Here is a 23,809-nt window from a genome sequence, read left to right on the forward strand (position 1 = left end):
TCGACATTTCACTTTCGGCGCAAGCAGAGCGGTGCGCCCAGGCACAGGTATCATCATGGCGGACAAGACAACCCGCAAGAAGCTCCCCTCGATCGTCATCAATGCCGAAGACCATGCACGTCTGACGGCGATCGCCTCCTCGGCGCTCGACCGTGTCCCGGAAGTCGCGGAGGCGCTGCTTTCCGAACTCGACCGCGCGCGAATCGCCGCGCCCGGCAAGCTGCCCAAAGACAGCGTACAGATGGGCTCGACCGTCGCCTTTGACGCCGACAACGGTTTTGCGAAGGAAGTGAGGCTCGTCTATCCGGGGGAGGCCGACATCGAAGCCGGCAAGATTTCCGTACTGACGCCGATCGGAGCGGCGCTTATCGGCCTTTCCGTCGGACAGTCGATCGACTGGGTCGACAGGGCCGGCAAGGTACACCGTATGACGATCCGCAGCGTGATGCCGCAGGCGGGCTGAGCGTGCCGCCGGTGCAATTGCTCGAAGCGGCCGGCTCGAGCCGGCCGCTTTCAAAGCGCTTCCAGGCAAAATGTGTCGTCGCCCGGAAGCGCTCCAATTCAAAGAGTGAGATCAGAATTGGCGGCCGAGCTTGGCATCGACGGACTGGCTGTTGGCGCCGCGAACGGCAAAGAAGAGCGTGATCGCCGCCCAGAGGATGGACTTCTCCGCCCCGCCAAGGCCCTGCCCCTGGACGATGCCGTGGAAATAGACGGTGACGAGCAGCACGATCGTCGCCGCGAAGGCAGCAGGCCGCGTCAGGAAGCCGATGGCAATGAAGATGCCGCCGAAGAACTCGGTCGCCGAAAGCAGGGGCGACCAGAAAACGCCCGGATAGAACCCAAGCCCCTCCACCATGCCGGCCGCGCCGAAGGGATTGAGGATCTTGCCGTAGCCGTGGGTGACGAGCAGCAGGCCTGCCACGACGCGCAGCAACGTCTCGGCGAAAGTATCGAGCGGCAGATAAATCTTTTCGAGCGCCGGCAGGATCGCGCGCGGTCGATTGTTGGCAGCGGTATCGGTCATGAAATCCCTTTCGTATCCATTGCAAATCAGGGGTTTCTCTTGCCTCAGGCCTTTTGGAAAACAAGGGCTCAGCGTCAAAAACATGACCGCTCAAGCTGACATTTATGTGAGACATGCGTGAAGGCATGGATTGCGGCGCTTGCGCGACGACGCTGCTCCATGTTTCCTGTGGCGCGAAAGCCAAGTGAACAGGACATGCGAGATGAGCGAAAAGCCACGCGTCACCATCCTCTATTGCACCCAGTGCAACTGGCTGCTGCGCGCCGGATGGATGGCGCAGGAATTGCTGTCGACCTTCGCCGACACGCTTGGGGAAGTGGCGCTCATCCCCGGGACCGGCGGCAATTTCGAGATTCGCGTCGATGGCGCGTTGATCTGGGAACGCAAGCGCGACGGCGGCTTTCCCGGGCCCAAGGAGCTGAAGCAACGCATTCGCGACGTGATCGAGCCCGAGCGCGATCTCGGCCACACGGACAGGAGCTAGAGCACTTCCAGGAAAAGTGTGTAACGGTTTTCCGTCCGGAAATGCGTTAGAGCAAATGGTTAGAGCATTTCAGTTTTTCCACGAAACATTGAAATGCTCTAGGCTATCGTAACCGGCGCCTGCTCCCGCACCGGTGGGCGCCGTAGAACTCAGCTATGGGCGAAAATGTCCGTTTCCTCCCAGCCGAGCAGATCGAGCTTGGCACGCGTCGGGAGAAACGAAAAGCAGGCCTCGGCGAGTTCCATCCGGCCATCGCGCAGGAGCCGCGCCGTCAGCTTGTCGCGCAACGCATGCAGGTGGAGCACGTCGGATGCGGCATATTCGAGCTGCGCCGGAGAAAGAATGTCGGCGGCCCAATCGGAAGACTGCTGCTGCTTGGAAATGTCGATGTCGAGCAGTTCCTTGAGATTGTCCTTGAGGCCGTGCCGGTCCGTATAGGTGCGGGCGAGGCGCGAGGCGATCTTGGTACAGAACACCGGCGACGCGGTGACGCCGAAGGTATGGAACAGCACGGCGATGTCGAAGCGGCCGAAATGGAAGATCTTCTGGCGCATCGGATCGGCGAGCATCGAGACGAGATTCGGCGCCTGTTTCTGGCCGGCGGCAATGCGGATCACATCGGCAGTCCCGTCGCCCGACGAGAGCTGCACGACGCAGAGGCGGTCGCGACGCGGGACCAGGCCGAGCGTTTCCGTATCGATCGCGATCGCGCCCGTATAACGGGCGGCGTCGGTCTCGGAAATGTCCCCCTCGTGGAACCTTATTGTATTCGCCATCGAAAATCCCCAGATCGTTACTTGCATGATTCCCGGAGAACGGTTCAGGAAACCTGCTGAGATACAAGTGCTGCAGCGACCCGGCCAGTCTGATCAGGCGCGCGGCGCTGTGGAGCGTAGCTGGCCTATAGCGCATGTTGGCCGGCCGCGATACCTTGTCCTTCGGCAGACGTTCCGTTTGCCGGCACCCCGAGAAAGTTCGTATATGACCTGGTTCCGTTTCGCCCTGGCGGCTCCCCTCGTCGCCCTGATGTCGACCCTCTCGCCCGGTATCGGCCTCGCCGCCGGGGCGACATTCGAGCTGGCGCAGGCCTTTCACGATCTGCCCGGCGTGCGGCCGGCGAACCCGCTGGGCGACGATAAGAACATCGTTTGCCGGCAGGTTTTCATCGACCGCTACGGCCCCTTTGAGTCGTCTCACGGCCGTCCCCGTTACGATACGGTCTACCGCTGCCGCGAGGGCAGCGGCCCGATCTTCCAGAGCGGCGAGCTGCCGCCGTCGCTCGAGCGGCAGAAGCGCGGCCTCAACTACTGAGTTCGAACCAGACAAAGGCACGCTTGCATTGCGCGCTCGGGACAGGCGAAACTGCGTCCCGGACGGCACTGACTGGAGGAAACCATGCCCGAAACCGACAGGCCGCAAAGCGACAGGCCACTTGTCATCAGCGCGCCCGCGCCGCGTTCGCTCGATCTGATCTTCACGCCCGACGCGCTCGAGCGTCTTCACAGGCGCTACCGCGTGATCGAAGCCGATCCGGAGAACATCGCCGGGCTCGGCTCCGCCGTCCTCTCCGAGGTCCGCTATATCGTCGGACAGCCGCCGCTTTCCGCAGAAACGCTCGAACGCATGCCGCAGCTGCGGGCCGTTCTCAACGTCGAAAGCAACCTCATCGACAACATGCCCTACGACGTGGTTTTCCAGCGCGGCATCCACGTGCTCACCACCGGCCAGGTCTTCGCCGAACCGGTGGCGGAGATGGGGCTCGCCATGGCGCTGAACCTCGCCCGCGGCATCGTCGATGCGGATGTCGATTTCCGCGAGGGCCGCGAACGCTGGGGCGGTGAGGGAAACAAGTCCGCCCGGCTCCTCTCGGGTTCGGAGATCGGCATCATCGGCTTCGGCGATCTCGGCAAGGCGCTTAACCGCGTCCTTTCGGGATTTCGTGCGAAGATCCGCGTCCATGATCCCTGGCTGCCGGCCTCCGTTCTTCTCGACGCCGGCGTCGAACCGGCGTCGCTCGAGACGGTCCTCGCCGAGAGCGACTTCCTGTTTGTTGTCGCAGCGGTCACCAGTGACAATGAGGGCTTCCTCGACGCCAGGGCCTTCGCGGCCATGCGTCCGGGCGCCGCCTTCATTCTCCTGAGCCGCGCCGGCGTCGTGGATTTCGATGCATTGATCGCAGCCGTGGAAAGCGGCCATATCCGCGCGGCAAGCGACGTCTTCCCGGAGGAGCCCCTGCCCCCTGGACATCCCGTCCGCCGGCTAGCCGGCTTCCTGCGCTCGGCGCACCGGGCCGGTGCGCTCGACATCGCCTTCAAGAGGATGGGCGAGATGGTGCTCGAGGATATGGAACTGATGGACCGCAGCCTGCCGCCGATGCGCTGCAAGCGGGCGGAGCGGGAGACGGTGGCCCGAATGCGCTCGAAGCCCGTCACCGTCAACTGAAGAGTGATGAGCCGCAAAACTGTCGTAGCCGACCAACGACAAAACACGCAGCAGATCGAAGTGCTGCAGCGATCTTTGCGCGTCCGACCGGACGCGCGGCGCTGTAGCGCAGGCCGTATGCGGCCGGTGGTGCTATGAAAATGCGTTGCAATGCTGCAAAGATCGGAATCCGGATTCAAGGACATCGAAAGCATGCAAGATTCCAACGCGGACAAGCCTTCCCGGACCTGGACCAGCTCTCTGCGGTCGCTGCTCGGTCTCGTGATGGTTGCTATGCTCATCGTCGTGTCCGCGACGCTGGTGGGACTTGACTATCGCCGCGCACGCAGCGCTTCGATCGCCGATGCCGAAGGCAATATGGACGCTTTCGTCGGCCGCCTGGTCGATCGGCTCGGCGCCCTTTCCGGGGACACCTCCGCGCTCGTCAGTCTCGTCGCATCGGTCGCCAATGCCTTTCTCGTGCCGCCGCCGGAGCGCATGAACGACAAGGTGGCGGTGCTGCGCGAAGGCATCGCCCGCTCGCCGCACATCGACGGCGTCTATGTCGGTTATCCGAGCGGTGCGTTCTTTCATGTGGTCGATCTGGACTCGGCCGCCTGGCGCATGGCGCTCGACGCACCGCGGGGAGCGGCCATCGCCGTGCGCTCGATGGAGAGAGACGACCGGGGCAAGCCGTTCGACCGGATCCTGTTCCTGGACGCGAGCGGCCTGCAGTTCGCCGAACGCCGCGCTGCTTCCCACGGCTTCGACCCGAGGACGCGGCCTTGGTATCGCGCAGCCGTCAACGGCAAGGCACCGGTGGCGATCGGTCCCTATGAGATGGCCACGACAGGCAATCTCGGAATGACCATATCGCAAGCGCACCGCGGCAACCCGCAGATCGTCATCGGTGCCGATGTGGTGCTCGATACGATCACGGACTTCCTCTCCCGCGAGCGGCTGACGGACGAATCCGTCTCCTTCATTCTCGATGCGGTCGGACGGCCGATCATCCATTCCGACACCGTGATGATGCGACGCATCATGGCATCGAAGGGCCGGGACCGGCCGGTGGCCACGCCGCAGGAAGATGGACTGATCGAAAGCATCCGGCGCAACCCGCCACCGGCCGGGAAGGCAACTCTCGTCGAAGTCGGAAACCGCACCTATCTCGTCACGGTGGCGCCGCTCGAATCGGCATTGCTTCTGTCCGGGCACCGGGTGGTCGTCGCGGCCCCGCTCGACGAGCTGCTGGCGGCCGCAAACGAGACCCTCGTTCAGGGACTTGCCGTCTCCGGCGCCGTGGTGGTGGTCGCCGTTCTCCTGGCCCTCGTGCTTGCGCATCTGATCACGAAGTCGCTCAACCAGCTCACCGACAGCGCCAACCGCCTGCAGGACCTGGATTTTGCCACTCCTATCGACGTTTCATCGCATGTGGCGGAAATCTCGACGCTCAACGGCGCAATGAACAGAGCTCGCGACGCGATCTTCACCTTCGCGCTCTACGTCCCGAAGGAACTGGTGCGCAAGGGCATCGAATCCGGCCATTTCGGCGGCCGCGCCGCATGGCGGCAGGAAGTGACGGCGATGTTCACCGACATCTACGACTTCACCACCATCAGCGAGGGCCGTTCGCCGGAAGAAGTGGTCGCGATGCTCTCGGAGTATTTCGATCTGTTCAGCGAGGTCGTCGCCGCCCACGACGGAACCATCATCCAGTTCCATGGAGACTCGGTCTTCGCCATGTGGAACGCGCCGGTCGCCGATACCAGGCATGCCGAGCATGCCTGTCGCTGCGCACTCGCGGTCGAGGAGAGGCTCCAGGCCTTCAATTCCGCGCAACGCGCCAAGGGATTGCCGGAGTTCCGCACGCGCTTCGGCATCCACACCGGAACGGCCGTCGTCGGCAGCGTCGGCGCCAGGGAACGGCTGCAATATACGGCGATGGGCGACACGGTGAACGTCGCCTCCCGGCTCGAGGGCATGAACAAGGATTACGGCACGAGCGTTCTTGCAAGCGGTGCGGTGGTCGCCCAATGCAAGGACATGGTGAAGTTCCGCCCGCTCGGCACCGCCAAGGCAAAGGGTCGTTCGACGGCGCTCGACATTTACGAAGTCGTGGGCGTCATCCGTACGGTTGACACTACCGAAGCCGGAACGGCCGCCTGAAGAAGGAAAGGCAGATGCCGCGGCAAACGACGGCCCCGCCGAATTCGCCTCGGAACTCTGAAAGCAAAAAAGCCCGGAAACCGGGCTTTTTTTGACTTCCGAACCGCAAAAGCGGTTACTGGAAAAAGGAATGGTGCCCAGAAGAGGACTCGAACCTCCACACCCTTTCGAGTACCAGCACCTGAAGCTGGCGCGTCTACCAATTCCGCCATCTGGGCGACGGACCGGCATGTAAAAGGCCGTGACCGAAGTGTCAACAGGCATTTTGAAGTTTTCGTCTCACATCGCGAAAAAGCGCGGTAAAGCGCGTTCGGCTCCTCGATGATAGGGTAAGAATTCCAGTGACATGGGGGCCGGAGAGGCGCATTCTAGAGCAAGGGCGAAGGAGCGGAATCCGGAACGCGCCCGCGCCGACACGTGGAGCGCACGCCCACGAATAAACATGCGGCGCCAAACGCCTACTGCATGTTTCGTCGGTCGACCCGATCGACGCCAAAACATGCAGCAACTTGAAGAGTTACAGCGATCTTTGCGCGTCTGATAAGTCGCGCCGCGCTGAAAGGAGCAGGGACAAAAACCGGAAAGCAACGGCTTTCGGAAAGTGAGGAGAAAATGACGAAATTTCGGAATTTCGTTGTGAGCTGCGCACTCGCCGCCGTCTCCGCGGTTCCCCCTGTAACGTCCGTTCAGGCCATGCCGCGCCCGGCGCTCGACATTGCGATCAAAGCGCCGGCCGGCATAGAGAATGCCACGCATCGCGGCCGTTACGGGTGGCGCGGCGGCTACTCTCGCCGCGGTTATTACGGAGGGTCCGGCTTCTATCCGGGCTGGAGCCCCTATTACCGACGGTCCGGGATCAGCTTCTATTTCGGACCCAGCTACCGCTACCGGCCGTATTACGGGAACCGCTATTACTACGGGCCGCGCTACTATGGCCCCGGCTATTACAGCTATCCCGGGCCCGGATATTACGGTTATCGCTCCTATAGGCCACGCTACTATGGCGGCGGCTATGTCCGGAGCGGCGGCAACAGCCATGTCGGCTGGTGCCTGTCGCGCTATCGGTCCTATAACCCGGCCACCAACCGGTACCTGACCTATGGCGGGGTTTATCGGGTGTGCTATTCGCCCTATCGGTAGGGGAGCGTACCCTTGGATTCATCGAGTTCCGCGCGTTCTATCCGGCGCGCGGCGCTCCCGTCGGTCAGCGCTTTCTGACGATCCCGACGCGCGCCATGACTTCCTTCGGAATGCCGTAGCGGCGCACGGCATCGCAGCTGTCGCGAAGGCCGCAGGTCTCGCGCTGGATGAGGAAGGCCCAAACCGCGTCGGCTGCCTCGTCGAGCAGTCGCTCGCGTTCGGAAGGCGGGTGCCTGTTGCCGTCATAGGCATTCAGGGCGGCCATTGCCTTTTCGACCTTCAGGCCATTGCGCCCCAGAGCGTCGGCGCGCTCGGCCATCAGTTCGTATTCGAGAACGTTCACCCCGTTACCGGTGAGATCGAAACGGCGCAGCGATTGCGGCGGGCGAAATGTCATCGGCGGCTCCATCAAGCTCATGCCAGGATGGGCCGTGAATGAGGTTCCCGCAAGGGGCCGCGCAAGACTGCGGCGTGGCACCACGTCATCGTCATGGTTAACACTCCCTAAACTCGTTTGGCCTAAGCATTTCAATGTTTCATGGAAACACTGAAATGCTCTAACCCTTTGGTCCAACGCACTTCCGGTCGGAAGACCGTTAGATACTTTTCCTGGAAGTGCTCTAGGCTTGCGGATCATGCCCGAACTGCCCGCCTTCATTGCCATCAGGACAGCCGTCGGAACTGCCGAGGAGAGGACGCAGGGCCTGCGCCGCCCGCTGCCGGCGACGGAGCGTAGCGAGGCGATCCGGAAGATCGTCGATGCGCTGACCCGCCATCTCTCCGGCAGGGAGGTCCTATCCAAGGACGCGCTGGTGAAGTTGGTCGAAGACCTGGCGCTCATCCTCAAATTTCCACCCCTGCCGCAGGAGACCGGACGCGCCTTCATTCGGCGGTTGACCGGCTTCATCGAAGCATTGCCAATGCCGGAACGCCAGCTTCTGGAGAAGCAATTGGCAGCGCGCAACCTTGCGCAGCGCGTCGCCGTCGCGGCGGCGATAACGGCCGACCGCCGGGGCGCGATGCCGCCCGATCGGACCCCGCTCCGCGGCCTGCCCCTGCCGGCACACGTCCCGCCGGCGCTTCCGGGCGCCAAGGCACCGGTCCCGGGGGACCTCGCGCTCCTGCAAGCGATGCTCAGGAAGACCTACGGCGCCGATACGGAAAGCGTCCGGATCGAGACGCCATCCGCAGGCGCGGCAATCGAAGCGGCGCACGAGGAGGCTCCGGCCGGGCCGCAACGTTCGCCGAAGACGCCCGTGAACGCTCCTGCAGCGCCGCGAGGTGCGGAAGTTGCAGCGAGAGATGCTTCGGCAAGCCCGCTTGAGAGCGAGATGGCGGAGATGGCGGAAACGCCGGCCGTCACGCCGGAAGGCTCCGATAAGCAGCTCCCGGATAGCGAAGCGGATTCTGCGCAACCATCGGCGCCACGCCCCAGTCAGGCGGCGGACCTGAACGGGAGTGCGCGCGCAGCGCTGAAAGATGCAAAACCTGCGACAGCCGAGAACAAGGTTGCAGCCGAGGACAAGGCTGCAGCCGCAGAAGCCGGCGCTGAAAAACTCCCTGGCGGGGAAGCCTCGGAGGACACCGAGGGCCCGCCGCGCTCCGCGAGGGAGGACGACAGGCCACGCGTGCGGATTCAAAGTGCCGCGCGCATGGCGCAACCGCCGGCGGAGGCCTTGAGAACGATCATACGCGACAGTCTTGCGTTGCCGGGGACGATCAAGAGCTGGCAGCCTCGGGATACGGGAGACACAGGACCGGCCGTGCCCCTGGCGCCGAAGAATGAGGCGCCGGCGCGGCCGCGGGAGACCACCGGCGCGATCAGAAGCGCAGCAGCCGCCGGCGAACCGCCGGTGGATATCGCACCCGACGCCGAAACGGGCGCACCGCTTCGCGACCTGCCTCCTCCTCAGGCAGAACGTCGGACCGGCGAGGACGCGATGGCGCCGCAGGGCTTCGCCCGTGTCCCCGAAAGCGGACTTCCGCGCGAAATGTTTCCCTTCGCCCTGGTTCCCTACCCGCCGGCCGAAGAAAACGATGCCGACGAGGTGAACCGGCGCAAGCGGGAAAGCGAGAGCGAGCCGGAGAAAGACGCAAGGGACGACGAGGGAGAAACGGAAAGCGACGACCGGCAGCAGGGACATGGCGCCGGCGGCGAAGGGGATCAGATCGAAGAGCGACCGGCAGCCGACGCCTATGACCTCTACCGAAAGCTCGGCGGCCTGGCTTAGATCAAGATGTCTTCAGGTCGGGTCGACCTAAGGCCTGTTGAGATTCGGGCACCTGCCGCCGCTTGTTTGATTCCTCATTCCTGTGCTCGTCACAGGGATGAGAGCAGCGCCGCGTCTGCGGCGCGGGAAGCGTTCTTTCAGCCCAAGGACTTGGTCTGGCTGGATTCCTGTGACAAGCACAGGAATGAGGGACCGGGATGTGCGGCTACTACAACTTCCGTTGCGAATATGAGAATGGTCAAACCTGTCACGCAATGAAAGGTTACGTCTACATTCTCGCGTCCAAACGAAGCGGGACGTCGTATACGGGCGTGCCCCGGGACCTGCCGCGCCGCCCCACTATCTTCACGGTTTATGAAGCGCGCCGAGGGACCGCACCCTCTCCGCCCTCATCTCTCTCTGTGCTTGTCACAGAGATCCAGCAGCGCCGCGTCTGCGGCGCGGGAGAGCCTTTCCAGCCCAAGGACTTGGTCTGGCTGGATTCCTGTGACGAGCACAGGAATGAGGAAATCAAACAAGCGGCGGCGGGTGGCCCGAATCTCAACAGGCCGTAGAGCACAAAGTGTAACGGTCTTTCCGACTGCGCCGCGCGTCTTATAAGACGCGCAAAGGTCGCTGTAGCCCGCGAAAAAGCCCGCGGAGATCGCTCTCCGCGGGCTTATCATTTCAAGCCGTCAACGATTACTCGTTGTTCTGGCGGTTCTTGAGCGCAGCGCCCAGAATGTCGCCGAGCGAAGCACCCGAGTCGGAAGAGCCGAACTGAGCGACGGCTTCCTTCTCTTCCGCGATTTCCAGAGCCTTGATCGACAGCTGGATCTTGCGGTCCTTCTTGGAGAAGTTGGTGACCCGCGCGTCGACGGTCTGGCCGACCGAGAAACGCTCCGGACGCTGTTCGTCGCGATCGCGCGAGAGATCGGCGCGACGGATGAAGGCGGTGACGTCCTCGTGGTTGACGAGACGCACTTCGATGCCGCCATCGTTGACGCCGATGACTTCTGCCGAAACGACGGCGTTCTTGCGCAGTTCGCCGGAAGCGGCAGCTTCACCGACCGCATCGCGGCCGAGCTGCTTGATGCCGAGCGAGATGCGCTCCTTGTCGACGTCCACGTCGAGAACGACAGCACGAACGACGTCGCCCTTGTTGAACTCTTCGATAACCTGTTCGCCCGGACGGTTCCAGTCGAGGTCGGAGAGGTGGACCATGCCGTCGACATCGCCATCGAGGCCGATGAACAAACCGAATTCGGTCTTGTTCTTGACTTCGCCTTCGACTTCCGTGCCAGCCGGATGGCTATGCGCGAAGGCCTGCCACGGGTTCTCGAGCGTCTGCTTGAGGCCGAGCGAGATGCGGCGCTTGGTCGGGTCCACTTCGAGAACGACCACGTCGACTTCCTGGCTCGTGGACAGGATCTTGCCGGGGTGAACGTTCTTCTTCGTCCAGGACATTTCGGAGATGTGAATCAGGCCTTCGATGCCCGGCTCCAGCTCGACGAAGGCACCGTAGTCGGTGATGTTCGTGACGGTACCGGAGATCTTCTTGCCGACCGGATACTTCGCACCGATGCCATCCCACGGATCGGACTCGAGCTGCTTCATGCCGAGCGAGATGCGGTGGGTTTCCTGGTTGATGCGGATGATCTGAACCTTGACCTGCTGGCCGATGTTCAGGATTTCCGACGGATGGTTGACGCGGCGCCACGCCATGTCGGTGACGTGCAGCAGGCCATCGATGCCGCCGAGGTCGACGAACGCACCGTAATCGGTGATGTTCTTGACGACACCCTCGACAACCTGGCCTTCCTCGAGGTTCTGAACGATTTCAGAACGCTGCTCGGCGCGGGACTCTTCGAGAACCGTGCGGCGCGAAACGACGATGTTGCCGCGGCGCTTGTCCATCTTGAGGATTTCGAAGGGCTGCGGGTTGTGCATCAGCGGCGTCACGTCGCGGATCGGACGGATGTCGACCTGCGAACGCGGCAGGAAGGCTACGGCGCCGTCGAGATCGACGGTGAAGCCGCCCTTGACCTGGTTGAATATGATGCCTTCGACGCGTTCGCCGGCTTCGAACTTGACTTCCAGGCGCTGCCAGCTCTCTTCGCGGCGGGCCTTCTCGCGCGAAAGGACTGCTTCGCCGAGTGCGTTTTCAATGCGCTCGACATAGACTTCGACTTCGTCGCCGACCTTCAGCGTGCCGTCCTTGGCCTTGGCGCCGAATTCCTTCAGCGGTACGCGGCCTTCGACCTTGAGGCCGACGTCGACGATTGCGACGTCTTTTTCGATCGCCGTGACGATGCCCTTGGCGACATAGCCTTCGGCGAGGTCCGTCTTGGCGAAGGACTCTTCCAGAAGCGCTGCGAAATCATCACGGGTGGGGTTGGTTGCAGACATATAATCTCCTGCTGCGTCTCCTGCCGGAAACGCATGTGCGCCGGGGGTTGGTGTTAGACAGGCCTGAACCCAGTCCGCTCCTGTCATGGAGCAATCCGGCGCGTGGACGGAATTTCAGGCTATTTTCAAGAAGGAGACCGGCTGGGCCGGATCAGGCCTTCTTCAAATCTTCTCTTTCAGGGCAGCGTCGACCAGCGTCTTCGCCGCCTGGAATGCCGCCTCTATACTCATTTCGGAAGTATCAAGCAAGTGCGCGTCCTCGGCAGGTCTCAAAGGACTGTCGGCACGGCCCATGTCGCGCTCGTCGCGCTTCTTCACGTCCTCGAAAACCGCGGCGTAGTCAGCCTTTCCGCCGCCGGCGATGATCTCGTCATGGCGCCGTTTCGCCCGCACTTCGGGGGAAGCGGTCACATAGAGCTTCACCGCCGCATCAGGGCAGACCACCGTGCCGATGTCGCGCCCGTCGAGGACGGTACCCGGCTCCTTGCGCGCGAAGGCCCGCTGCGCCTCGACCAGTGCCCGGCGCACGGCCGGCATGACGGCGATCTTCGAGGCCGCCTCACCGATCGAATGCTCCGAAAGCACGGCGCGATCGAGCCCGGAAAGGTCCACCTCGCGCGCCATCGTCTCGGCCACAGCCTCGTCGCCGAGCGGCAGTCCGGCATCCATGAGCGCCTTGGCGGTGGCGCGGTAGGTGAGCCCCGTGTCGAGATGGTGGAAGCCGTATTGCTCGGCGATCCGGCGCGAGAGCGTTCCCTTGCCGGCGGCCGCAGGCCCATCGATGGCGATTACGAAGGTCATCAGGCTGCCTTGTTCTCTGCCTCTTCGATTTTCGCGCCCAGTCCGGTCATCAGGCCCATGAATTCGGGGAAGGACGTCGCGATCATCGTCGCATCGTCGACCGTCACCGGATGCTCCGAGACAAGTCCCATGACAAGGAAGCTCATGGCGATGCGGTGGTCGAGATGGGTCTTCACCTGGCCGCCCGAGTTATTGCCCAGGCCCTTGCCGCCGGGCCGGCCGCGCACGACCAGCGAGGCCTCGCCCTCGTCGCAATCCACCCCGTTGAGCTTCAGGCCGTCCGCAACGGCGGACAGACGGTCGGACTCCTTGACGCGGAGCTCTTCCAGCCCGTTCATCACGGTTGCGCCCTCGGCGAAGGCGGCGGCGACCGCGAGCACCGGATATTCGTCGATCATCGACGGGGCGCGCTCCTCCGGCACGGTGACGCCCTTCAGCTCCGAATAGCAAACGCGCAGATCGGCGACATCCTCGCCGCCGGCAAGCCGCTTGTTCATGACCTCGATATTGGCGCCCATCTCCTGCAGCGTCAGGATGAGGCCGGTACGGGTCGGGTTCATCAGCACGTTGAGGATGGTGATGTCCGAGCCCGGAACGATGAGCGCCGCCACCAGCGGAAAGGCCGTGGAGGACGGATCGCCCGGTACGTCGATCACCTGGCCCGTCAGCTTGCCGCGGCCCTCGAGGCGAATGGTGCGCACACCCTCGGCATCGGTCTCGACCGTCAGCTTGGCACCGAAGCCCTGCAGCATCTTTTCCGTATGGTCGCGGGTCATCACCGGCTCGACGACGGTCGTGATTCCGGGCGTGTTGAGGCCGGCGAGCAGCACGGCGGATTTCACCTGGGCAGACGCCATCGGCACGCGATAGGTAATCGGGTTCGGCGTCTTCGGCCCGCGCAGGGTCACCGGCAGCCGGTCGCCCTCCGCCGACTTCACCTGAACGCCCATTTCGCGGAGCGGATCGAGCACGCGGCCCATCGGGCGCTTGGTCAGCGAGGCATCGCCGATGAAAGTGGAATCAAAATCATAGACGCCGACAAGGCCCATCGCCAGCCGGCAGCCGGTGCCGGCATTGCCGAAGTCGAGCGGTGCCTCCGGCGCGAGCAGCGCGCCGTTCCCGACACCGTCGATGATCCAGGTGTCGCCCTCCTTGCCGATCCTGGCGCCCATCGCCTGCATGGCCTTGCCGGTATTGATCACGTCTTCGCCTTCGAGAAGACCGGTGATGCGCGTCTCGCCCGCGGCAAGGCCGCCGAACATGAAGGAGCGGTGCGAGATCGACTTGTCGCCCGGAATGCGCAAAGTACCCTTGAGGTCGGAAGACTTGCGTGCGGTGGCGGGCCGCGGGTTCGAGCCGTGAGACATCGTGGTTTTCCTCTGACAATCCGGCTGACGGCTGGCGCGGAAGGTGGTGCTTTCCGGCGCGTTGGTGGCGGACCGCCGGTCTCGCCGGCTCCCTAACACAATGCGCGAAAAGGGTCATCCTCCTGCTGTGAAGAAAATGACGGCCGGAGCTCGCGGAAGTTTATCTTTGACAGAACTCGCCAAGATGATTATGGGGACCGGCTAATCATCATAAGCTTGATACGTTTCTAACCGCCGGCTTTCCGGCAAGAGCCGGCTCGCCGGCCATTCAAGAGGCTTTGACTGTGGCAAAACCGGAACTTGGAACAAAGCGCATCGACCCGGAAACGGGGCGCAAATTCTACGATCTGAACCGTGATCCGATCGTCTCCCCCTACACGGGCAAGTCCTATCCGCTGTCCTTCTTCGAGGAAACCTCCGTCGCCAAGGTGCTCGAGAAGGAAGAAGAGGAAGACGTCAAGGAAGTCGATACCGAGAACACGGAAGTCGAACTCGTCTCGCTCGAGGAAGCGGACGACGAAGCCTCGGGCGGCGACGATCTGCCGGATCTCGGCGACGACGATGTGGAGATCGAGGGTGACGACGACGACACCTTCCTCCAGACCGACGACGAAGACGATGACGACGACATGAGCGACATCATCGGCGTTTCCGACGAGGACGACGACGTCTGAACAGACTGGCGGCGCGGGCGGATCAGCGCCCGCATGCCTGCCCGCAAGCGTTTCGAAAGGCGCACGAAACCGCCCTATCCGTCGAACGCGATCGGCATCGAAGCATCCGGCCGGAACCAAAAAATAATTCGTCCCGGCCCTCACTTTTCGGCTTGCCATCTGCACCTAGCAGAAGTAATAAGCCGCCACTCGCCGGGCGCAACGCGCCTCGCGATCTTCCCGGACCGGCAAAGCCGGACCCTGATGGGGCTATAGCTCAGCTGGGAGAGCGCTTGCATGGCATGCAAGAGGTCAGCGGTTCGATCCCGCTTAGCTCCACCAAAATCTTCTCGATCCCCGACGTAAAGAATTCAGCCGCTTGAACGCTGCTCGCAAAGAAAAACCTTGCCGTGCAGCAACCGGCGAGGCGCACCGTGCTATCGTCCTGTATTGTGCACGCCGCCAGACGCGGCGCCGTCATTCATGAAATCTTTACCGGCCGAGGCCGAAGAACGATCTGCCCATGTTTCTCGTCTCGAAAATCTTCTGGCTCGTAGCCCAGCCGCTGTCCCTCGCCTTCCTCGCCCTCTTCGCCGGCGTGCTGCTTATGCTCAGCCGTTTCCGCCGCAGCGGCGGTACCTTGAGCGCCTTCGGGCTCGCCATCCTCTTCGTCACTCTCTTCACCACCGCCGGCTCCTATTTCCTGCAGATCCTCGAGGACCGGTTTCCCCGCCCCGCGATGGAGCCCACGGAGCTCGCCTGCATCATCGTGCTCGGCGGCGCCTTCGAGAATGTGGTGATGGCTAGCCGCGGCGGCATGGAGCTGAACCAGGCGGCCGAGCGCTTCGTCGAAACCTTTAGGCTCGCGCGGGCCTATCCGCAGGCCCGCATCCTTGTCTCGGGCGGAGACGGGTCGCTCAGCGGCATCTACGAGGGCGACGCGCATGCCTCGCAGAAATTCTTCGGGACCTTCGGCATCGGTTCCGACCGGCTGATCCGTGAGGGAGAATCGCGGACGACCTTCGAAAACGCACGCTATACCAGGGATTTGCTGGCCAGGAACGGGCTTGAGCGTTGTGCGCTCGTGACCTCCGCCTACCACATGCCGCGCTCGATCGGCCTTTTTCGGGCAAACGGCATGGAAGTCACGCCCTGGCCGACGGATTATCGCACGAGCGGCAAGGTGCGGCTCGGCTTCGATTCCACCCAGCCCTCGCTCAATGCCCAATTGGCGACGACGGCCGCCAAGGAGTGGACAGGGCTCGTTGCCTATTATCTCCTCGGCCGGACTGAGACGCTGCTGCCGCGGTAGCCTACCGCATGTTTTCTTTAATAGGTTACGATTAGAGGAGACCTGCAGCCAAGCGGAGCAGCCATGCCGATCCTCGAATTCCTCGATTATGCGGGCGTCGCAATCTTTGCGGCGACCGGCGCGCTGTCGGCCTCCCGCAAGCAGCTCGACATCATCGGCTATCTGTTTCTCGCTTCCGCGACGGGCATCGGCGGCGGCACCATCCGCGACCTCGTTCTCGGCGCGACGCCGGTGTTCTGGGTGGTGAACCCTAATTTCATCATCGTCTGCGCGGCGGTGGCGGTGGCCGTCTTCCTCACGTCCCATTTGCTCGAATCGCGCTACCGCATGCTCGTATGGCTCGACGCGCTCGGCCTCTCGGCCTATTGCGTGATGGGCGCGGCAAAGGGGCTGGCGGCGACCGGCTCGCCTATCGTCGCCCTGGTCACGGGAGCCCTGACGGCGACCTTCGGCGGGGTTCTGCGTGATCTTCTGGCCGGCGAGCCCTCTGTCCTCCTGAGACCGGAGATCTACGTCAGCGCCGCCCTCATCGGCGCCGGCGCCTTCGTCCTGGCCAGCCTGGTCGGATTGCCGCTTGTCGCAGCATCCGCACTCGGCGTCGTCACGGCCTTCGCCGTGCGGGGCGGCGCGCTTCGATACGGCTGGACGCTGCCGACGGGCAAGGCCGGTCCCGGACGCGACCCGAAGGACGTGATGTGACGAGACTTCGTGGCGCGAGAGCGACGACGCTCAGCGCTCGCTCTTGTGACGCAGCCGGATGACCACGTCGACATGGGAAATTTCCATGCCTTCCGGCGGTTCGGGGAGATTGTCGATCTGAATATTGCTCACCGGAATGTCGAGGACTTCGTTTTCGCCCTCGATGAAGAAATGGTGATGATCCGAGACATTCGTATCGAAATAGGTCCTGGCGCTCTCGACGGCGAGGACGCGGATCATGCCGGCTTCGGTGAACTGGTGGAGCGTGTTGTAGACGGTCGCGAGCGAAACGGGAACGCCGGCCGTGACGGCCTCCTCGTGGAGTTCCTCCACCGTCAGGTGACGGTCGCCCTTGGCGAAGATCAGATCGGCAAGCGCAACGCGCTGGCGCGTCGGGCGCAAACCCGAACTGCGCAGCCTCTCCTGTGAGGACATGTGCGTTGCTTTCGTCATCGACAGCCGTTCCGATATACCTGCGGGATCCGTGGATTATCAATTTGCGATATAACTTCTGGCGCCGCGGCTTTCAATAGATTCCGCACGTGCGAAGGCCGCAAACGCCTGAAAATCGGCCCAAAGCGGGGGAAGGCGGGCATTTAACTCTGGCCGCCGCCACATTCATACTGTAAGCGACGGCGGAATGATGTCACCATTCCGAGCGGTTCGGCGACGATGAGAGAGCTTTCCTACACCCGCATGCCGCCCTATTTGGAACGTCACGAGCCGCAGCCCGCATCGCAGCCGCGGATGACAGGTTGCGCTTCAAATCAGACCGAACTTGCACTAAAGCAGGTCGGAGAACACATAATAGACTCGGGAAGCAACCATTCATGACCACCAGACAATCCAGCTTCAGCTATGAGGAAATCCTGATCTGCGGCCGAGGCGAAATGTTTGGCCCCGGCAATGCGCAGTTGCCGCTGCCGCCGATGCTGATGTTCAACCGCATCACCGACATTTCGGAAACGGGCGGGCCAAACGACAAGGGTTATGTCCGCGCCGAATTCGACATTACGCCGGATCTCTGGTTCTTTCCCTGCCACTTCATGGGCGATCCGGTCATGCCCGGCTGCCTCGGTCTCGACGCAATGTGGCAATTGACCGGTTTCTTCCTCGGCTGGCTCGGCGAGGCCGGCAAGGGCCGCGCCATCTCGACCGGGGAAGTGAAGTTCACCGGCATGGTGACGCCGAAGACCAAGCTGGTAGAATACGGCATCGACTTCAAGCGCGTCATGCGCGGCCGTCTGGTTCTCGGCATCGCCGACGGCTGGATGAAGGCCGATGGCGAAACGATCTACAAGGCCACCGATCTCAGGGTCGGCCTCTTCCAGGAAAAGGCCGACTGAACTGCGGGCGATCCCCGCACGGTTCCAATCGAAGAAAAGGTCATCTGACATGAGACGGGTTGTTGTAACGGGCCTCGGCATCGTTTCCTCGATCGGCAGCGATGCCGACGAAGTCACCGCGTCGCTCCGCGATGCGCGGTCGGGCATCACGTTTTCTCCGGATTTTGCCGAGCACGGCTTCAAGTGCCAGGTCTGGGGAGCGCCGACGCTCGATCCGAGCGACCTCGTCGACCGCCGCGCCATGCGCTTCCTGTCCCAGGGCGGCGCCTGGAACCATGTGGCGATGAAGCAGGCGATCGCCGATTCCGGGCTCGAGGCCGGCGACATCACCAATGAGCGCACCGGCATCATCATGGGCTCGGGCGGCCCTTCTACCCGCGCGATCGTCGAAGCGGCGGAGATCACCCGCAAGAACAACAGCCCGAAGCGGATCGGCCCCTTCGTGGTGCCGAAGGCGATGTCGTCTACGGCTTCGGCGACGCTTGCGACCTGGTTCCAGATCCACGGCGTCAACTACTCGATCTCGTCGGCCTGCTCGACTTCGGCGCATTGCATCGGCAATGCCGCGGAAATGATCCAGTGGGGCAAGCAGGACGTCATGTTCGCGGGCGGCCACGAGGACCTCGACTGGACCATGTCCAACCTCTTCGACGCCATGGGCGCCATGTCGTCGAAGTACAACGACACGCCATCCGTCGCCTCACGCGCCTATGACGCGAACCGCGACGGCTTCGTCATCGCCGGCGGTGCCGGCGTTCTCGTTCTGGAAGAACTGGAGCGCGCCAAGGCGCGCGGCGCCAAGATCTATGCGGAAGTCGTCGGTTACGGCGCCACTTCGGACGGCTACGACATGGTCGCGCCTTCCGGCGAGGGCGCGGTGCGCTGCATGCGCCAGGCGCTGGCCACGGTGAAGGGCGAGGTCGACTACATCAATACCCACGGCACCTCGACGCCGGTCGGCGATCAGAAGGAGATCGGCGCCATCCGCGAGGTCTTCGGCGAAAAGATGCCGCATGTGCAGTCCACGAAATCGCTGACCGGCCACTCGCTCGGCGCCGCCGGCGTGCAGGAATCGATCTACGGTCTCCTGATGATGCAGGCCGGCTTCATCGGCGAAAGCGCTCACATCACCGAGCTCGACCCCGAATTCGAAGGCGTGCCGATCGTCCGCAAGCGCATCGACAATGCCAAAATCGACACGGTTCTTTCGAACTCCTTCGGCTTCGGCGGCACGAACGCGACGCTCGTCTTCCAGCGCTATAACGGATAACACGATGAACGGACTGATGAACGGAAAGCGCGGCCTCATCATGGGCGTCGCCAACAACCATTCTATTGCCTGGGGTATCGCCAAGTCTCTCGCCGCTCAGGGCGCCGAGCTCGCCTTCACCTATCAGGGCGAAGCTCTCGGCAAGCGCGTCAAGCCGCTGGCTGCGGAGGTCAATTCCGACTTCCTGCTCCCCTGCGACGTCGAGGACCTCGACTCCGTCGACGCAGTCGTCGACGCCATAAGGGAGCGCTGGGGCAAGCTCGATTTCGTCGTCCACGCCATCGGCTTCTCGGACAAGAACGAGCTCAAGGGTCTCTATGCCGACACGACGCGGGACAATTTCAGCCGCACCATGGTGATCTCCTGCTTCTCCTTTACCGAGATTGCCAAGCGTGCAGCGGAGCTGATGAGCGAGGGCGGCACCATGCTGACGCTCACCTATGGCGGCTCGATGCGGGTCATGCCGAACTACAACGTCATGGGCGTCGCCAAAGCCGCGCTCGAAGCTTCGGTCCGCTACCTGGCCGCCGACTACGGAGCGCGCGGCATCCGCGTCAATGCGATCTCGGCCGGTCCGATCCGGACGCTTGCAGGCGCCGGCATTTCCGACGCGCGCGCGATGCTCTCCTGGCAGCAGAAGAACTCGCCCCTGCGCCGGACCGTCACCATAGAAGACGTCGGCAGTTCCGCACTTTATCTGCTCTCGGACCTCTCGCGCGGCGTCACCGGGGAAATTCACTACGTGGATTCCGGCTACAACATCACTTCGATGCCGACGCTCGAAGCCTTGCGGGTCGCAGACGCGGATTAAGCAGGGATTGCCCCTTACCTAACCCTCTCCCCGCTTTCGGAGACGGGCAAGGGGGTCAGAACGGACGCCGCACCTCCCTTCGCCCCGCTTGCGGGGAGAAGGCGGCCGGCAGGCCGGATGAGGAGCTGTTCACTGGGTCAGCGTTTCGCCCAGAGCACCTTGAAGCGCGCATTGCGGCAGGTCTCGCCGATTTCCTTGAAATTCTCCGTCAGGACCGGCTCATAGGGAAGTCCGCGATTGGCGACGAGCATCAGCCGGCCACCATGCTTCAGCGCCTTGGCGGCCGCCTTGATCATTGCCGCGCCGAGCGCAGGCTCGGCAGCATGGCCCTCGTGGAAGGGCGGGTTCATGACGATAAGGTCGTATTTGTCGCGCGTCTCTTCCGCCGTCAGGTCGTGCCAAAAGAAGCGAGCCGCCGTCGAAGGCGCATTTGCCGCCATGTTTGCCCGTGCCGCCTCCAGTGCTTCGAAATCCGCTTCGAACAGATCGATGCCCTTGAGGCTCGGCGAAGCCTCGGCAAGCTTGACCGAGAGATAACCCCAGCCGGCGCCGAAATCCGCCGCGTGACCGGTGAAATCGCGCGGCAGCCGCGACGCGAGCAGTTCCGAGCCGGCATCGACGCGGTCATGCGAGAACATGCCGGGCGATGCCACGAACAGGCCGTCGACGCGCACCGGGACCTTGGCGAGCGCCGAGATGGCCTCGGCAACCTCCTCCGGGCGCGTGAACCAGAAGGCCACACCGTGATATTTGGGCATCGAGTCGCCATCCCAGCCGAACTTGTCGATCCGCTTGCGCAGCGACTGTATGCCGTCCTCCTTGCCACCGGCGACCACGATCAGCGCGCCCGCGCGGGTGCGTTTCAACGCCTGCGCAATGCGGTCTTCGTTCTCGCCCTTGTGCCTGCCGCACAGAACGAGCGCGGCGTCGTAGCCGTCGCCGGCCGCCACCGGCACCACATCGGCGCGAGCTGCCGTCAGCGCGCGGTAGAGGGGCTTCAGCGGCTGTACGGCGGAGACGTCCGCAGCAAAGCCCTCCGGCAAGCGGTAGCCCGCCTCGGCGCCGAGGAAGAGCACCCGCTCGCCCTCTCCCGGCGGATCGACGATCCCCGTTGCGAAAGGATGGAACAGTGTTTTCAGCGCGTCGCGGCTCATGGGTTCGATTCCGTTTTCGTCACGAGAAAGGGCGCGAAGCGATCCGCTCCGCGCCCTGAATGGTTTCAGCCGAGGGCGGCTTACTCGGCGGCTTCGCCGCCGTCCTTCTTTTCGCCCTTCTCGGCAACGATCTCCTTGCCCGTCGCCTGATCGACGACCTTCATGGAGAGGCGAACCTTGCCGCGCTCGTCGAAGCCCATCAGCTTGACCCAGACCTTATCGCCTTCCTTGACGACGTCGGTGGTCTTGGCAACGCGCTCGGAAGCGAGCTGCGAGATGTGAACGAGACCGTCGCGGGCGCCGAAGAAGTTGACGAAGGCGCCGAAATCGGCCGTCTTGACGACAGTGCCTTCATAGACCTGACCGACTTCCGGCTCGGCGACGATCGAGTGGATCCACTTGCGGGCGGCCTCGATCTCCTTGGCGGAAGCCGAGGCGATCTTGACGGTGCCGTCGTCGTCGATATTGATCTTGGCGCCGGTCTTTTCGACGATCTCGCGGATGACCTTGCCGCCCGAGCCGATGACTTCACGGATCTTGTCGACCGGAATGTTCATGACTTCGATGCGCGGCGCGAACTCGCCGAGCTGGCCGCGGCTCTCGGAGATGGCCTTGGCCATTTCGGCGAGAATATGCAGGCGGCCTCCCTTGGCCTGGTTGAGGGCAACACCCATGATCTCCTCGGTGATGCCTTCGATCTTGATGTCCATCTGCAGCGAGGTGATGCCGGTGTCCGTGCCCGCGACCTTGAAGTCCATATCGCCGAGGTGGTCTTCATCGCCGAGAATGTCGGAGAGGACGGCGAAACGGTCGTCTTCCTTGATGAGGCCCATGGCAATGCCGGCAACCGGCTTGGCGAGCGGAACGCCCGCATCCATCAGTGCAAGCGACGTGCCGCAGACGGTTGCCATGGAGGACGAACCGTTGGACTCGGTAATCTCGGAGACGACGCGCAGCGTGTATGGGAACTGTTCCGTGGTCGGCAGCATCGGATGGATGGCGCGCCAGGCGAGCTTGCCGTGGCCGATCTCGCGGCGGCCCGGAGAACCCATGCGGCCCGTTTCACCGACCGAATAGGGCGGGAAGTTGTAATGCAGCATGAAGTTTTCCTTGTACATGCCGGTCAAGGAATCGACATACTGCTCGTCTTCGCCGGTGCCGAGCGTGGCAACGACGATCGCCTGCGTTTCACCGCGGGTAAAGAGCGCCGAACCGTGCGTGCGCGGCAGGATGCCGACTTCGGCGACGATCGGGCGAACCGTGACGAGGTCGCGGCCATCGATGCGGCTCTTCGTGTCGAGGATGTTCCAGCGAACGATCTTGGCCTGCAGGTGCTTGAAGACAGCGGCGATCTCTTCGGCGGTATGGGCCGGGTTCTCGACCCCTTCCGGCAGGAAATGTTCTTTGACCTTTGCCTTTACCGCGTCCACGGCGGCATAGCGTGCGGCCTTCTCGGTGATCTTATAGGCGTTGCGCAGCTCGTCTTCGGCGATCGAAAGCATCGCGTTTTCGAGAGCGGAGTGATCTTCCGGATTGAATTCGCGCGGCTCCTTGGCGGCAACTTCCGCGAGCCTGATGACAGCGTCGATCACCGGCTGGAAGCCCTTCTGGCCGAAAACGACGGCGCCGAGCATGACATCTTCCGGCAGCTCTTTCGCTTCCGACTCCACCATCAGCACGGCTTCCTGCGTGCCGGCGACGACGAGGTCGAGCGTGGATTCGTCCATTTCGTCGAGATGCGGGTTGAGAACGTATTCGCCGTTGATGTAGCCGACGCGGGCACCGCCGACCGGGCCCATGAAGGGAACGCCGGAAAGCGTCAATGCAGCGGATGCCGCGACCATCGCGACGACGTCCGGGTTGTTCTCGAGGTCATGCTGCATGACCGTGACGATGATCTGGGTATCGTTCTTGTAGCCCTCCGGGAAGAGCGGGCGGATCGGCCGGTCGATCAGACGCGACACCAGCGTCTCGTTTTCGCTGGGGCGGCCCTCACGCTTGAAATACCCGCCGGGAATCTTGCCGGCAGCGTAGGTCTTTTCCTGATAGTTGACGGTGAGCGGGAAGAAATCCTGGCCTGGCTTCGGTGCCTTCGCCGAAACCACCGTGGCGAGCACGACGGTTTCACCGTAGGTCGCGAGAACGGCACCATCGGCCTGCCGCGCGATTTTTCCGGTTTCGAGCTTGAGCGGACGCCCCGCCCATTCGATTTCTACCTTGTGTGTCTCGAACATGTTCTGTCCTTCGTGTGCGACAGACCTTCCGCGGCTCAAAAAGCGCGGGCGATCTCAAAGCCGCATGGTGGCGCATCACGGGCAAGACAACGGGAGGCTTCAAAGAAAACCGGCCGCATACCGCTTTGCCGCGCTGCGTATAGCAGCCGCTTCGGCAAGCAGGCGCCGAAGCATCCTGCAATCCTGCCCCATGACGGGCCATTGGTTGATCCGCGATCCCGGCCCATCCGGTCCGCTGGACGTTGCGCGTCCGATAGGACGCGCGGCGCTGTGGCGCCCTGTACAATACCCTAGGCCTTTTG

The 23,809-nt window shown here is 63.1% G+C and carries 22 protein-coding genes, 2 tRNA genes and 1 pseudogene; 15 read left to right on the forward strand and 10 right to left on the reverse strand.

The window, feature by feature from the left end; all coding sequences use genetic code 11:
• The first annotated feature begins 55 nt into the window (after window positions 1-55).
• A complete protein-coding gene (rnk, locus tag ACFHWW_RS01890) occupies window positions 56-463 on the forward strand; it encodes a nucleoside diphosphate kinase regulator (RefSeq protein WP_018093881.1) in 408 nt (135 codons plus the stop codon).
• Window positions 464-574: 111 nt separating this feature from the next.
• Here the strand turns inward: rnk and ACFHWW_RS01895 are convergent, their stop codons facing one another.
• A complete protein-coding gene (locus tag ACFHWW_RS01895; protein WP_379937127.1) occupies window positions 575-1,027 on the reverse strand; it encodes a DoxX family protein in 453 nt (150 codons plus the stop codon).
• Window positions 1,028-1,229: 202 nt separating this feature from the next.
• Between ACFHWW_RS01895 and ACFHWW_RS01900 the strand changes: the two genes are divergently transcribed.
• The gene (locus ACFHWW_RS01900; protein ID WP_004435540.1) at window positions 1,230-1,511 is read left to right on the forward strand and encodes a SelT/SelW/SelH family protein; all 282 of its coding nucleotides are present in this window, start codon (window positions 1,230-1,232) and stop codon (window positions 1,509-1,511) included.
• A gap of 149 nt (window positions 1,512-1,660) precedes the next feature.
• Here ACFHWW_RS01900 and ACFHWW_RS01905 read toward each other — a convergent pair whose 3' ends face one another.
• A complete protein-coding gene (locus tag ACFHWW_RS01905) occupies window positions 1,661-2,287 on the reverse strand; it encodes a ribonuclease D (RefSeq protein WP_379937128.1) in 627 nt (208 codons plus the stop codon).
• Between the two features lie 205 nt (window positions 2,288-2,492).
• Here ACFHWW_RS01905 and ACFHWW_RS01910 point away from each other — a divergent pair, with 205 nt between their 5' ends.
• The 3 genes from ACFHWW_RS01910 to cya1 all read left to right on the forward strand — a co-directional run bounded on the left by ACFHWW_RS01910 (window position 2,493) and on the right by cya1 (window position 6,101).
• Window positions 2,493-2,822: a hypothetical protein gene (locus tag ACFHWW_RS01910; protein WP_100669851.1), complete on the forward strand. Its 330-nt coding sequence runs from the start codon at window positions 2,493-2,495 to the stop codon at window positions 2,820-2,822.
• Window positions 2,823-2,906: 84 nt separating this feature from the next.
• The gene (locus ACFHWW_RS01915; protein ID WP_379937129.1) at window positions 2,907-3,953 is read left to right on the forward strand and encodes a hydroxyacid dehydrogenase; all 1,047 of its coding nucleotides are present in this window, start codon (window positions 2,907-2,909) and stop codon (window positions 3,951-3,953) included.
• Window positions 3,954-4,103: 150 nt separating this feature from the next.
• Window positions 4,104-6,101 carry an adenylate cyclase Cya1 gene (gene cya1, locus ACFHWW_RS01920; protein WP_379937130.1) on the forward strand — a complete coding sequence of 666 codons (1,998 nt, stop codon included), beginning with the start codon at window positions 4,104-4,106 and terminating at the stop codon, window positions 6,099-6,101.
• A 131-nt stretch (window positions 6,102-6,232) separates the two neighbouring features.
• On the opposite strand, the gene ACFHWW_RS01925 is transcribed toward cya1, so the two are convergent.
• Window positions 6,233-6,319 (reverse strand) — tRNA-Leu (locus ACFHWW_RS01925).
• 394 nt (window positions 6,320-6,713) lie between these two features.
• Here ACFHWW_RS01925 and ACFHWW_RS01930 point away from each other — a divergent pair.
• The gene (locus ACFHWW_RS01930) at window positions 6,714-7,241 is read left to right on the forward strand and encodes a BA14K family protein (RefSeq protein WP_100669853.1); all 528 of its coding nucleotides are present in this window, start codon (window positions 6,714-6,716) and stop codon (window positions 7,239-7,241) included.
• A gap of 64 nt (window positions 7,242-7,305) precedes the next feature.
• Here ACFHWW_RS01930 and ACFHWW_RS01935 read toward each other — a convergent pair whose 3' ends face one another.
• The gene (locus ACFHWW_RS01935) at window positions 7,306-7,638 is read right to left on the reverse strand and encodes a DUF6665 family protein (protein ID WP_379937131.1); all 333 of its coding nucleotides are present in this window, start codon (window positions 7,636-7,638) and stop codon (window positions 7,306-7,308) included.
• A gap of 238 nt (window positions 7,639-7,876) precedes the next feature.
• Here ACFHWW_RS01935 and ACFHWW_RS01940 point away from each other — a divergent pair, with 238 nt between their 5' ends.
• Together ACFHWW_RS01940 and ACFHWW_RS01945 are read left to right on the forward strand one after the other, a co-directional pair.
• On the forward strand, window positions 7,877-9,472 hold the full coding sequence (locus tag ACFHWW_RS01940; RefSeq protein ID WP_379937132.1) for a hypothetical protein: 1,596 nt from the start codon (window positions 7,877-7,879) through the stop codon (window positions 9,470-9,472).
• Window positions 9,473-9,726: 254 nt separating this feature from the next.
• Window positions 9,727-9,807: pseudogene (locus ACFHWW_RS01945) on the forward strand (GIY-YIG nuclease family protein); the annotation flags it as partial.
• Window positions 9,808-10,153: 346 nt separating this feature from the next.
• Here ACFHWW_RS01945 and rpsA read toward each other — a convergent pair.
• The 3 genes from rpsA to aroA form a co-directional block, all read right to left on the reverse strand.
• Window positions 10,154-11,860 carry a 30S ribosomal protein S1 gene (gene rpsA / locus ACFHWW_RS01950; RefSeq protein ID WP_003534399.1) on the reverse strand — a complete coding sequence of 569 codons (1,707 nt, stop codon included), beginning with the start codon at window positions 11,858-11,860 and terminating at the stop codon, window positions 10,154-10,156.
• A gap of 162 nt (window positions 11,861-12,022) precedes the next feature.
• Window positions 12,023-12,661 (reverse strand): (d)CMP kinase, encoded by a 639-nt coding sequence (gene cmk / locus ACFHWW_RS01955; RefSeq protein ID WP_018093873.1) that lies wholly within the window; start codon window positions 12,659-12,661, stop codon window positions 12,023-12,025.
• On the reverse strand, window positions 12,661-14,028 hold the full coding sequence (aroA, locus tag ACFHWW_RS01960) for a 3-phosphoshikimate 1-carboxyvinyltransferase (protein ID WP_379937133.1): 1,368 nt from the start codon (window positions 14,026-14,028) through the stop codon (window positions 12,661-12,663). Before aroA ends, cmk begins: the two co-directional genes overlap by 1 nt.
• A gap of 284 nt (window positions 14,029-14,312) precedes the next feature.
• On the opposite strand from aroA, the gene ACFHWW_RS01965 reads away from it, so the two are divergent.
• The 4 genes from ACFHWW_RS01965 to ACFHWW_RS01980 all read left to right on the forward strand — a co-directional run bounded on the left by ACFHWW_RS01965 (window position 14,313) and on the right by ACFHWW_RS01980 (window position 16,692).
• Entirely contained in the window at window positions 14,313-14,702 is a 390-nt protein-coding gene (locus tag ACFHWW_RS01965) for a TIGR02300 family protein (protein ID WP_003534381.1), read from the forward strand.
• A 245-nt stretch (window positions 14,703-14,947) separates the two neighbouring features.
• A tRNA-Ala gene (locus ACFHWW_RS01970) sits at window positions 14,948-15,023 on the forward strand.
• Between the two features lie 181 nt (window positions 15,024-15,204).
• Entirely contained in the window at window positions 15,205-15,993 is a 789-nt protein-coding gene (locus ACFHWW_RS01975) for a YdcF family protein (protein ID WP_379937134.1), read from the forward strand.
• 63 nt (window positions 15,994-16,056) lie between these two features.
• Window positions 16,057-16,692 (forward strand): trimeric intracellular cation channel family protein, encoded by a 636-nt coding sequence (locus tag ACFHWW_RS01980; protein WP_018093870.1) that lies wholly within the window; start codon window positions 16,057-16,059, stop codon window positions 16,690-16,692.
• 30 nt (window positions 16,693-16,722) lie between these two features.
• Here the strand turns inward: ACFHWW_RS01980 and irrA are convergent, their stop codons facing one another.
• Entirely contained in the window at window positions 16,723-17,145 is a 423-nt protein-coding gene (irrA, locus tag ACFHWW_RS01985) for an iron response transcriptional regulator IrrA (RefSeq protein WP_018093869.1), read from the reverse strand.
• A gap of 377 nt (window positions 17,146-17,522) precedes the next feature.
• Between irrA and fabA the strand changes: the two genes are divergently transcribed.
• Genes fabA through fabI form a run of 3 tightly spaced genes read left to right on the forward strand, consistent with a single transcriptional unit; the run spans window position 17,523 to window position 20,119 of the window.
• Window positions 17,523-18,038 (forward strand): 3-hydroxyacyl-[acyl-carrier-protein] dehydratase FabA, encoded by a 516-nt coding sequence (gene fabA, locus ACFHWW_RS01990; RefSeq protein ID WP_003534377.1) that lies wholly within the window; start codon window positions 17,523-17,525, stop codon window positions 18,036-18,038.
• Between the two features lie 49 nt (window positions 18,039-18,087).
• On the forward strand, window positions 18,088-19,308 hold the full coding sequence (gene fabB, locus ACFHWW_RS01995) for a beta-ketoacyl-ACP synthase I (RefSeq protein WP_379937135.1): 1,221 nt from the start codon (window positions 18,088-18,090) through the stop codon (window positions 19,306-19,308).
• A 4-nt stretch (window positions 19,309-19,312) separates the two neighbouring features.
• The gene (fabI, locus tag ACFHWW_RS02000; protein WP_018093867.1) at window positions 19,313-20,119 is read left to right on the forward strand and encodes an enoyl-ACP reductase FabI; all 807 of its coding nucleotides are present in this window, start codon (window positions 19,313-19,315) and stop codon (window positions 20,117-20,119) included.
• Between the two features lie 137 nt (window positions 20,120-20,256).
• Here the strand turns inward: fabI and ACFHWW_RS02005 are convergent, their stop codons facing one another.
• The gene (locus ACFHWW_RS02005; RefSeq protein WP_379937136.1) at window positions 20,257-21,273 is read right to left on the reverse strand and encodes a class I SAM-dependent methyltransferase; all 1,017 of its coding nucleotides are present in this window, start codon (window positions 21,271-21,273) and stop codon (window positions 20,257-20,259) included.
• 80 nt (window positions 21,274-21,353) lie between these two features.
• The gene (gene pnp, locus ACFHWW_RS02010) at window positions 21,354-23,507 is read right to left on the reverse strand and encodes a polyribonucleotide nucleotidyltransferase (protein ID WP_379937138.1); all 2,154 of its coding nucleotides are present in this window, start codon (window positions 23,505-23,507) and stop codon (window positions 21,354-21,356) included.
• Between the last annotated feature and the right edge of the window lie 302 nt (window positions 23,508-23,809).

The sequence above is a fragment of the Sinorhizobium sp. P24N7 genome, from assembly GCF_042436655.1.
Lineage (GTDB): Bacteria > Pseudomonadota > Alphaproteobacteria > Rhizobiales > Rhizobiaceae > Sinorhizobium > Sinorhizobium meliloti_A.

What these genes read in the sequence shown, in the direction of transcription:
- ACFHWW_RS01980 (WP_018093870.1), top strand. Translation starts at nt 16,057, where the DNA reads ATGCCGATCCTCGAATTCCTCGATTATGCGGGCGTCGCAATCTTTGCG.
- ACFHWW_RS01915 (WP_379937129.1), top strand. Translation starts at nt 2,907, where the DNA reads ATGCCCGAAACCGACAGGCCGCAAAGCGACAGGCCACTTGTCATCAGC.
- ACFHWW_RS01900 (WP_004435540.1), top strand. Translation starts at nt 1,230, where the DNA reads ATGAGCGAAAAGCCACGCGTCACCATCCTCTATTGCACCCAGTGCAAC.
- pnp (WP_379937138.1), bottom strand. Translation starts at nt 23,507, where the DNA reads ATGTTCGAGACACACAAGGTAGAAATCGAATGGGCGGGGCGTCCGCTC.
- ACFHWW_RS01905 (WP_379937128.1), bottom strand. Translation starts at nt 2,287, where the DNA reads ATGGCGAATACAATAAGGTTCCACGAGGGGGACATTTCCGAGACCGAC.
- ACFHWW_RS01910 (WP_100669851.1), top strand. Translation starts at nt 2,493, where the DNA reads ATGACCTGGTTCCGTTTCGCCCTGGCGGCTCCCCTCGTCGCCCTGATG.
- rnk (WP_018093881.1), top strand. Translation starts at nt 56, where the DNA reads ATGGCGGACAAGACAACCCGCAAGAAGCTCCCCTCGATCGTCATCAAT.
- fabB (WP_379937135.1), top strand. Translation starts at nt 18,088, where the DNA reads ATGAGACGGGTTGTTGTAACGGGCCTCGGCATCGTTTCCTCGATCGGC.
- cmk (WP_018093873.1), bottom strand. Translation starts at nt 12,661, where the DNA reads ATGACCTTCGTAATCGCCATCGATGGGCCTGCGGCCGCCGGCAAGGGA.
- aroA (WP_379937133.1), bottom strand. Translation starts at nt 14,028, where the DNA reads ATGTCTCACGGCTCGAACCCGCGGCCCGCCACCGCACGCAAGTCTTCC.
- ACFHWW_RS01930 (WP_100669853.1), top strand. Translation starts at nt 6,714, where the DNA reads ATGACGAAATTTCGGAATTTCGTTGTGAGCTGCGCACTCGCCGCCGTC.
- ACFHWW_RS01895 (WP_379937127.1), bottom strand. Translation starts at nt 1,027, where the DNA reads ATGACCGATACCGCTGCCAACAATCGACCGCGCGCGATCCTGCCGGCG.
- ACFHWW_RS01940 (WP_379937132.1), top strand. Translation starts at nt 7,877, where the DNA reads ATGCCCGAACTGCCCGCCTTCATTGCCATCAGGACAGCCGTCGGAACT.
- ACFHWW_RS01935 (WP_379937131.1), bottom strand. Translation starts at nt 7,638, where the DNA reads ATGACATTTCGCCCGCCGCAATCGCTGCGCCGTTTCGATCTCACCGGT.
- fabA (WP_003534377.1), top strand. Translation starts at nt 17,523, where the DNA reads ATGACCACCAGACAATCCAGCTTCAGCTATGAGGAAATCCTGATCTGC.
- fabI (WP_018093867.1), top strand. Translation starts at nt 19,313, where the DNA reads ATGAACGGACTGATGAACGGAAAGCGCGGCCTCATCATGGGCGTCGCC.
- cya1 (WP_379937130.1), top strand. Translation starts at nt 4,104, where the DNA reads ATGCTGCAAAGATCGGAATCCGGATTCAAGGACATCGAAAGCATGCAA.
- irrA (WP_018093869.1), bottom strand. Translation starts at nt 17,145, where the DNA reads ATGACGAAAGCAACGCACATGTCCTCACAGGAGAGGCTGCGCAGTTCG.
- ACFHWW_RS01975 (WP_379937134.1), top strand. Translation starts at nt 15,205, where the DNA reads ATGTTTCTCGTCTCGAAAATCTTCTGGCTCGTAGCCCAGCCGCTGTCC.
- ACFHWW_RS02005 (WP_379937136.1), bottom strand. Translation starts at nt 21,273, where the DNA reads ATGAGCCGCGACGCGCTGAAAACACTGTTCCATCCTTTCGCAACGGGG.
- rpsA (WP_003534399.1), bottom strand. Translation starts at nt 11,860, where the DNA reads ATGTCTGCAACCAACCCCACCCGTGATGATTTCGCAGCGCTTCTGGAA.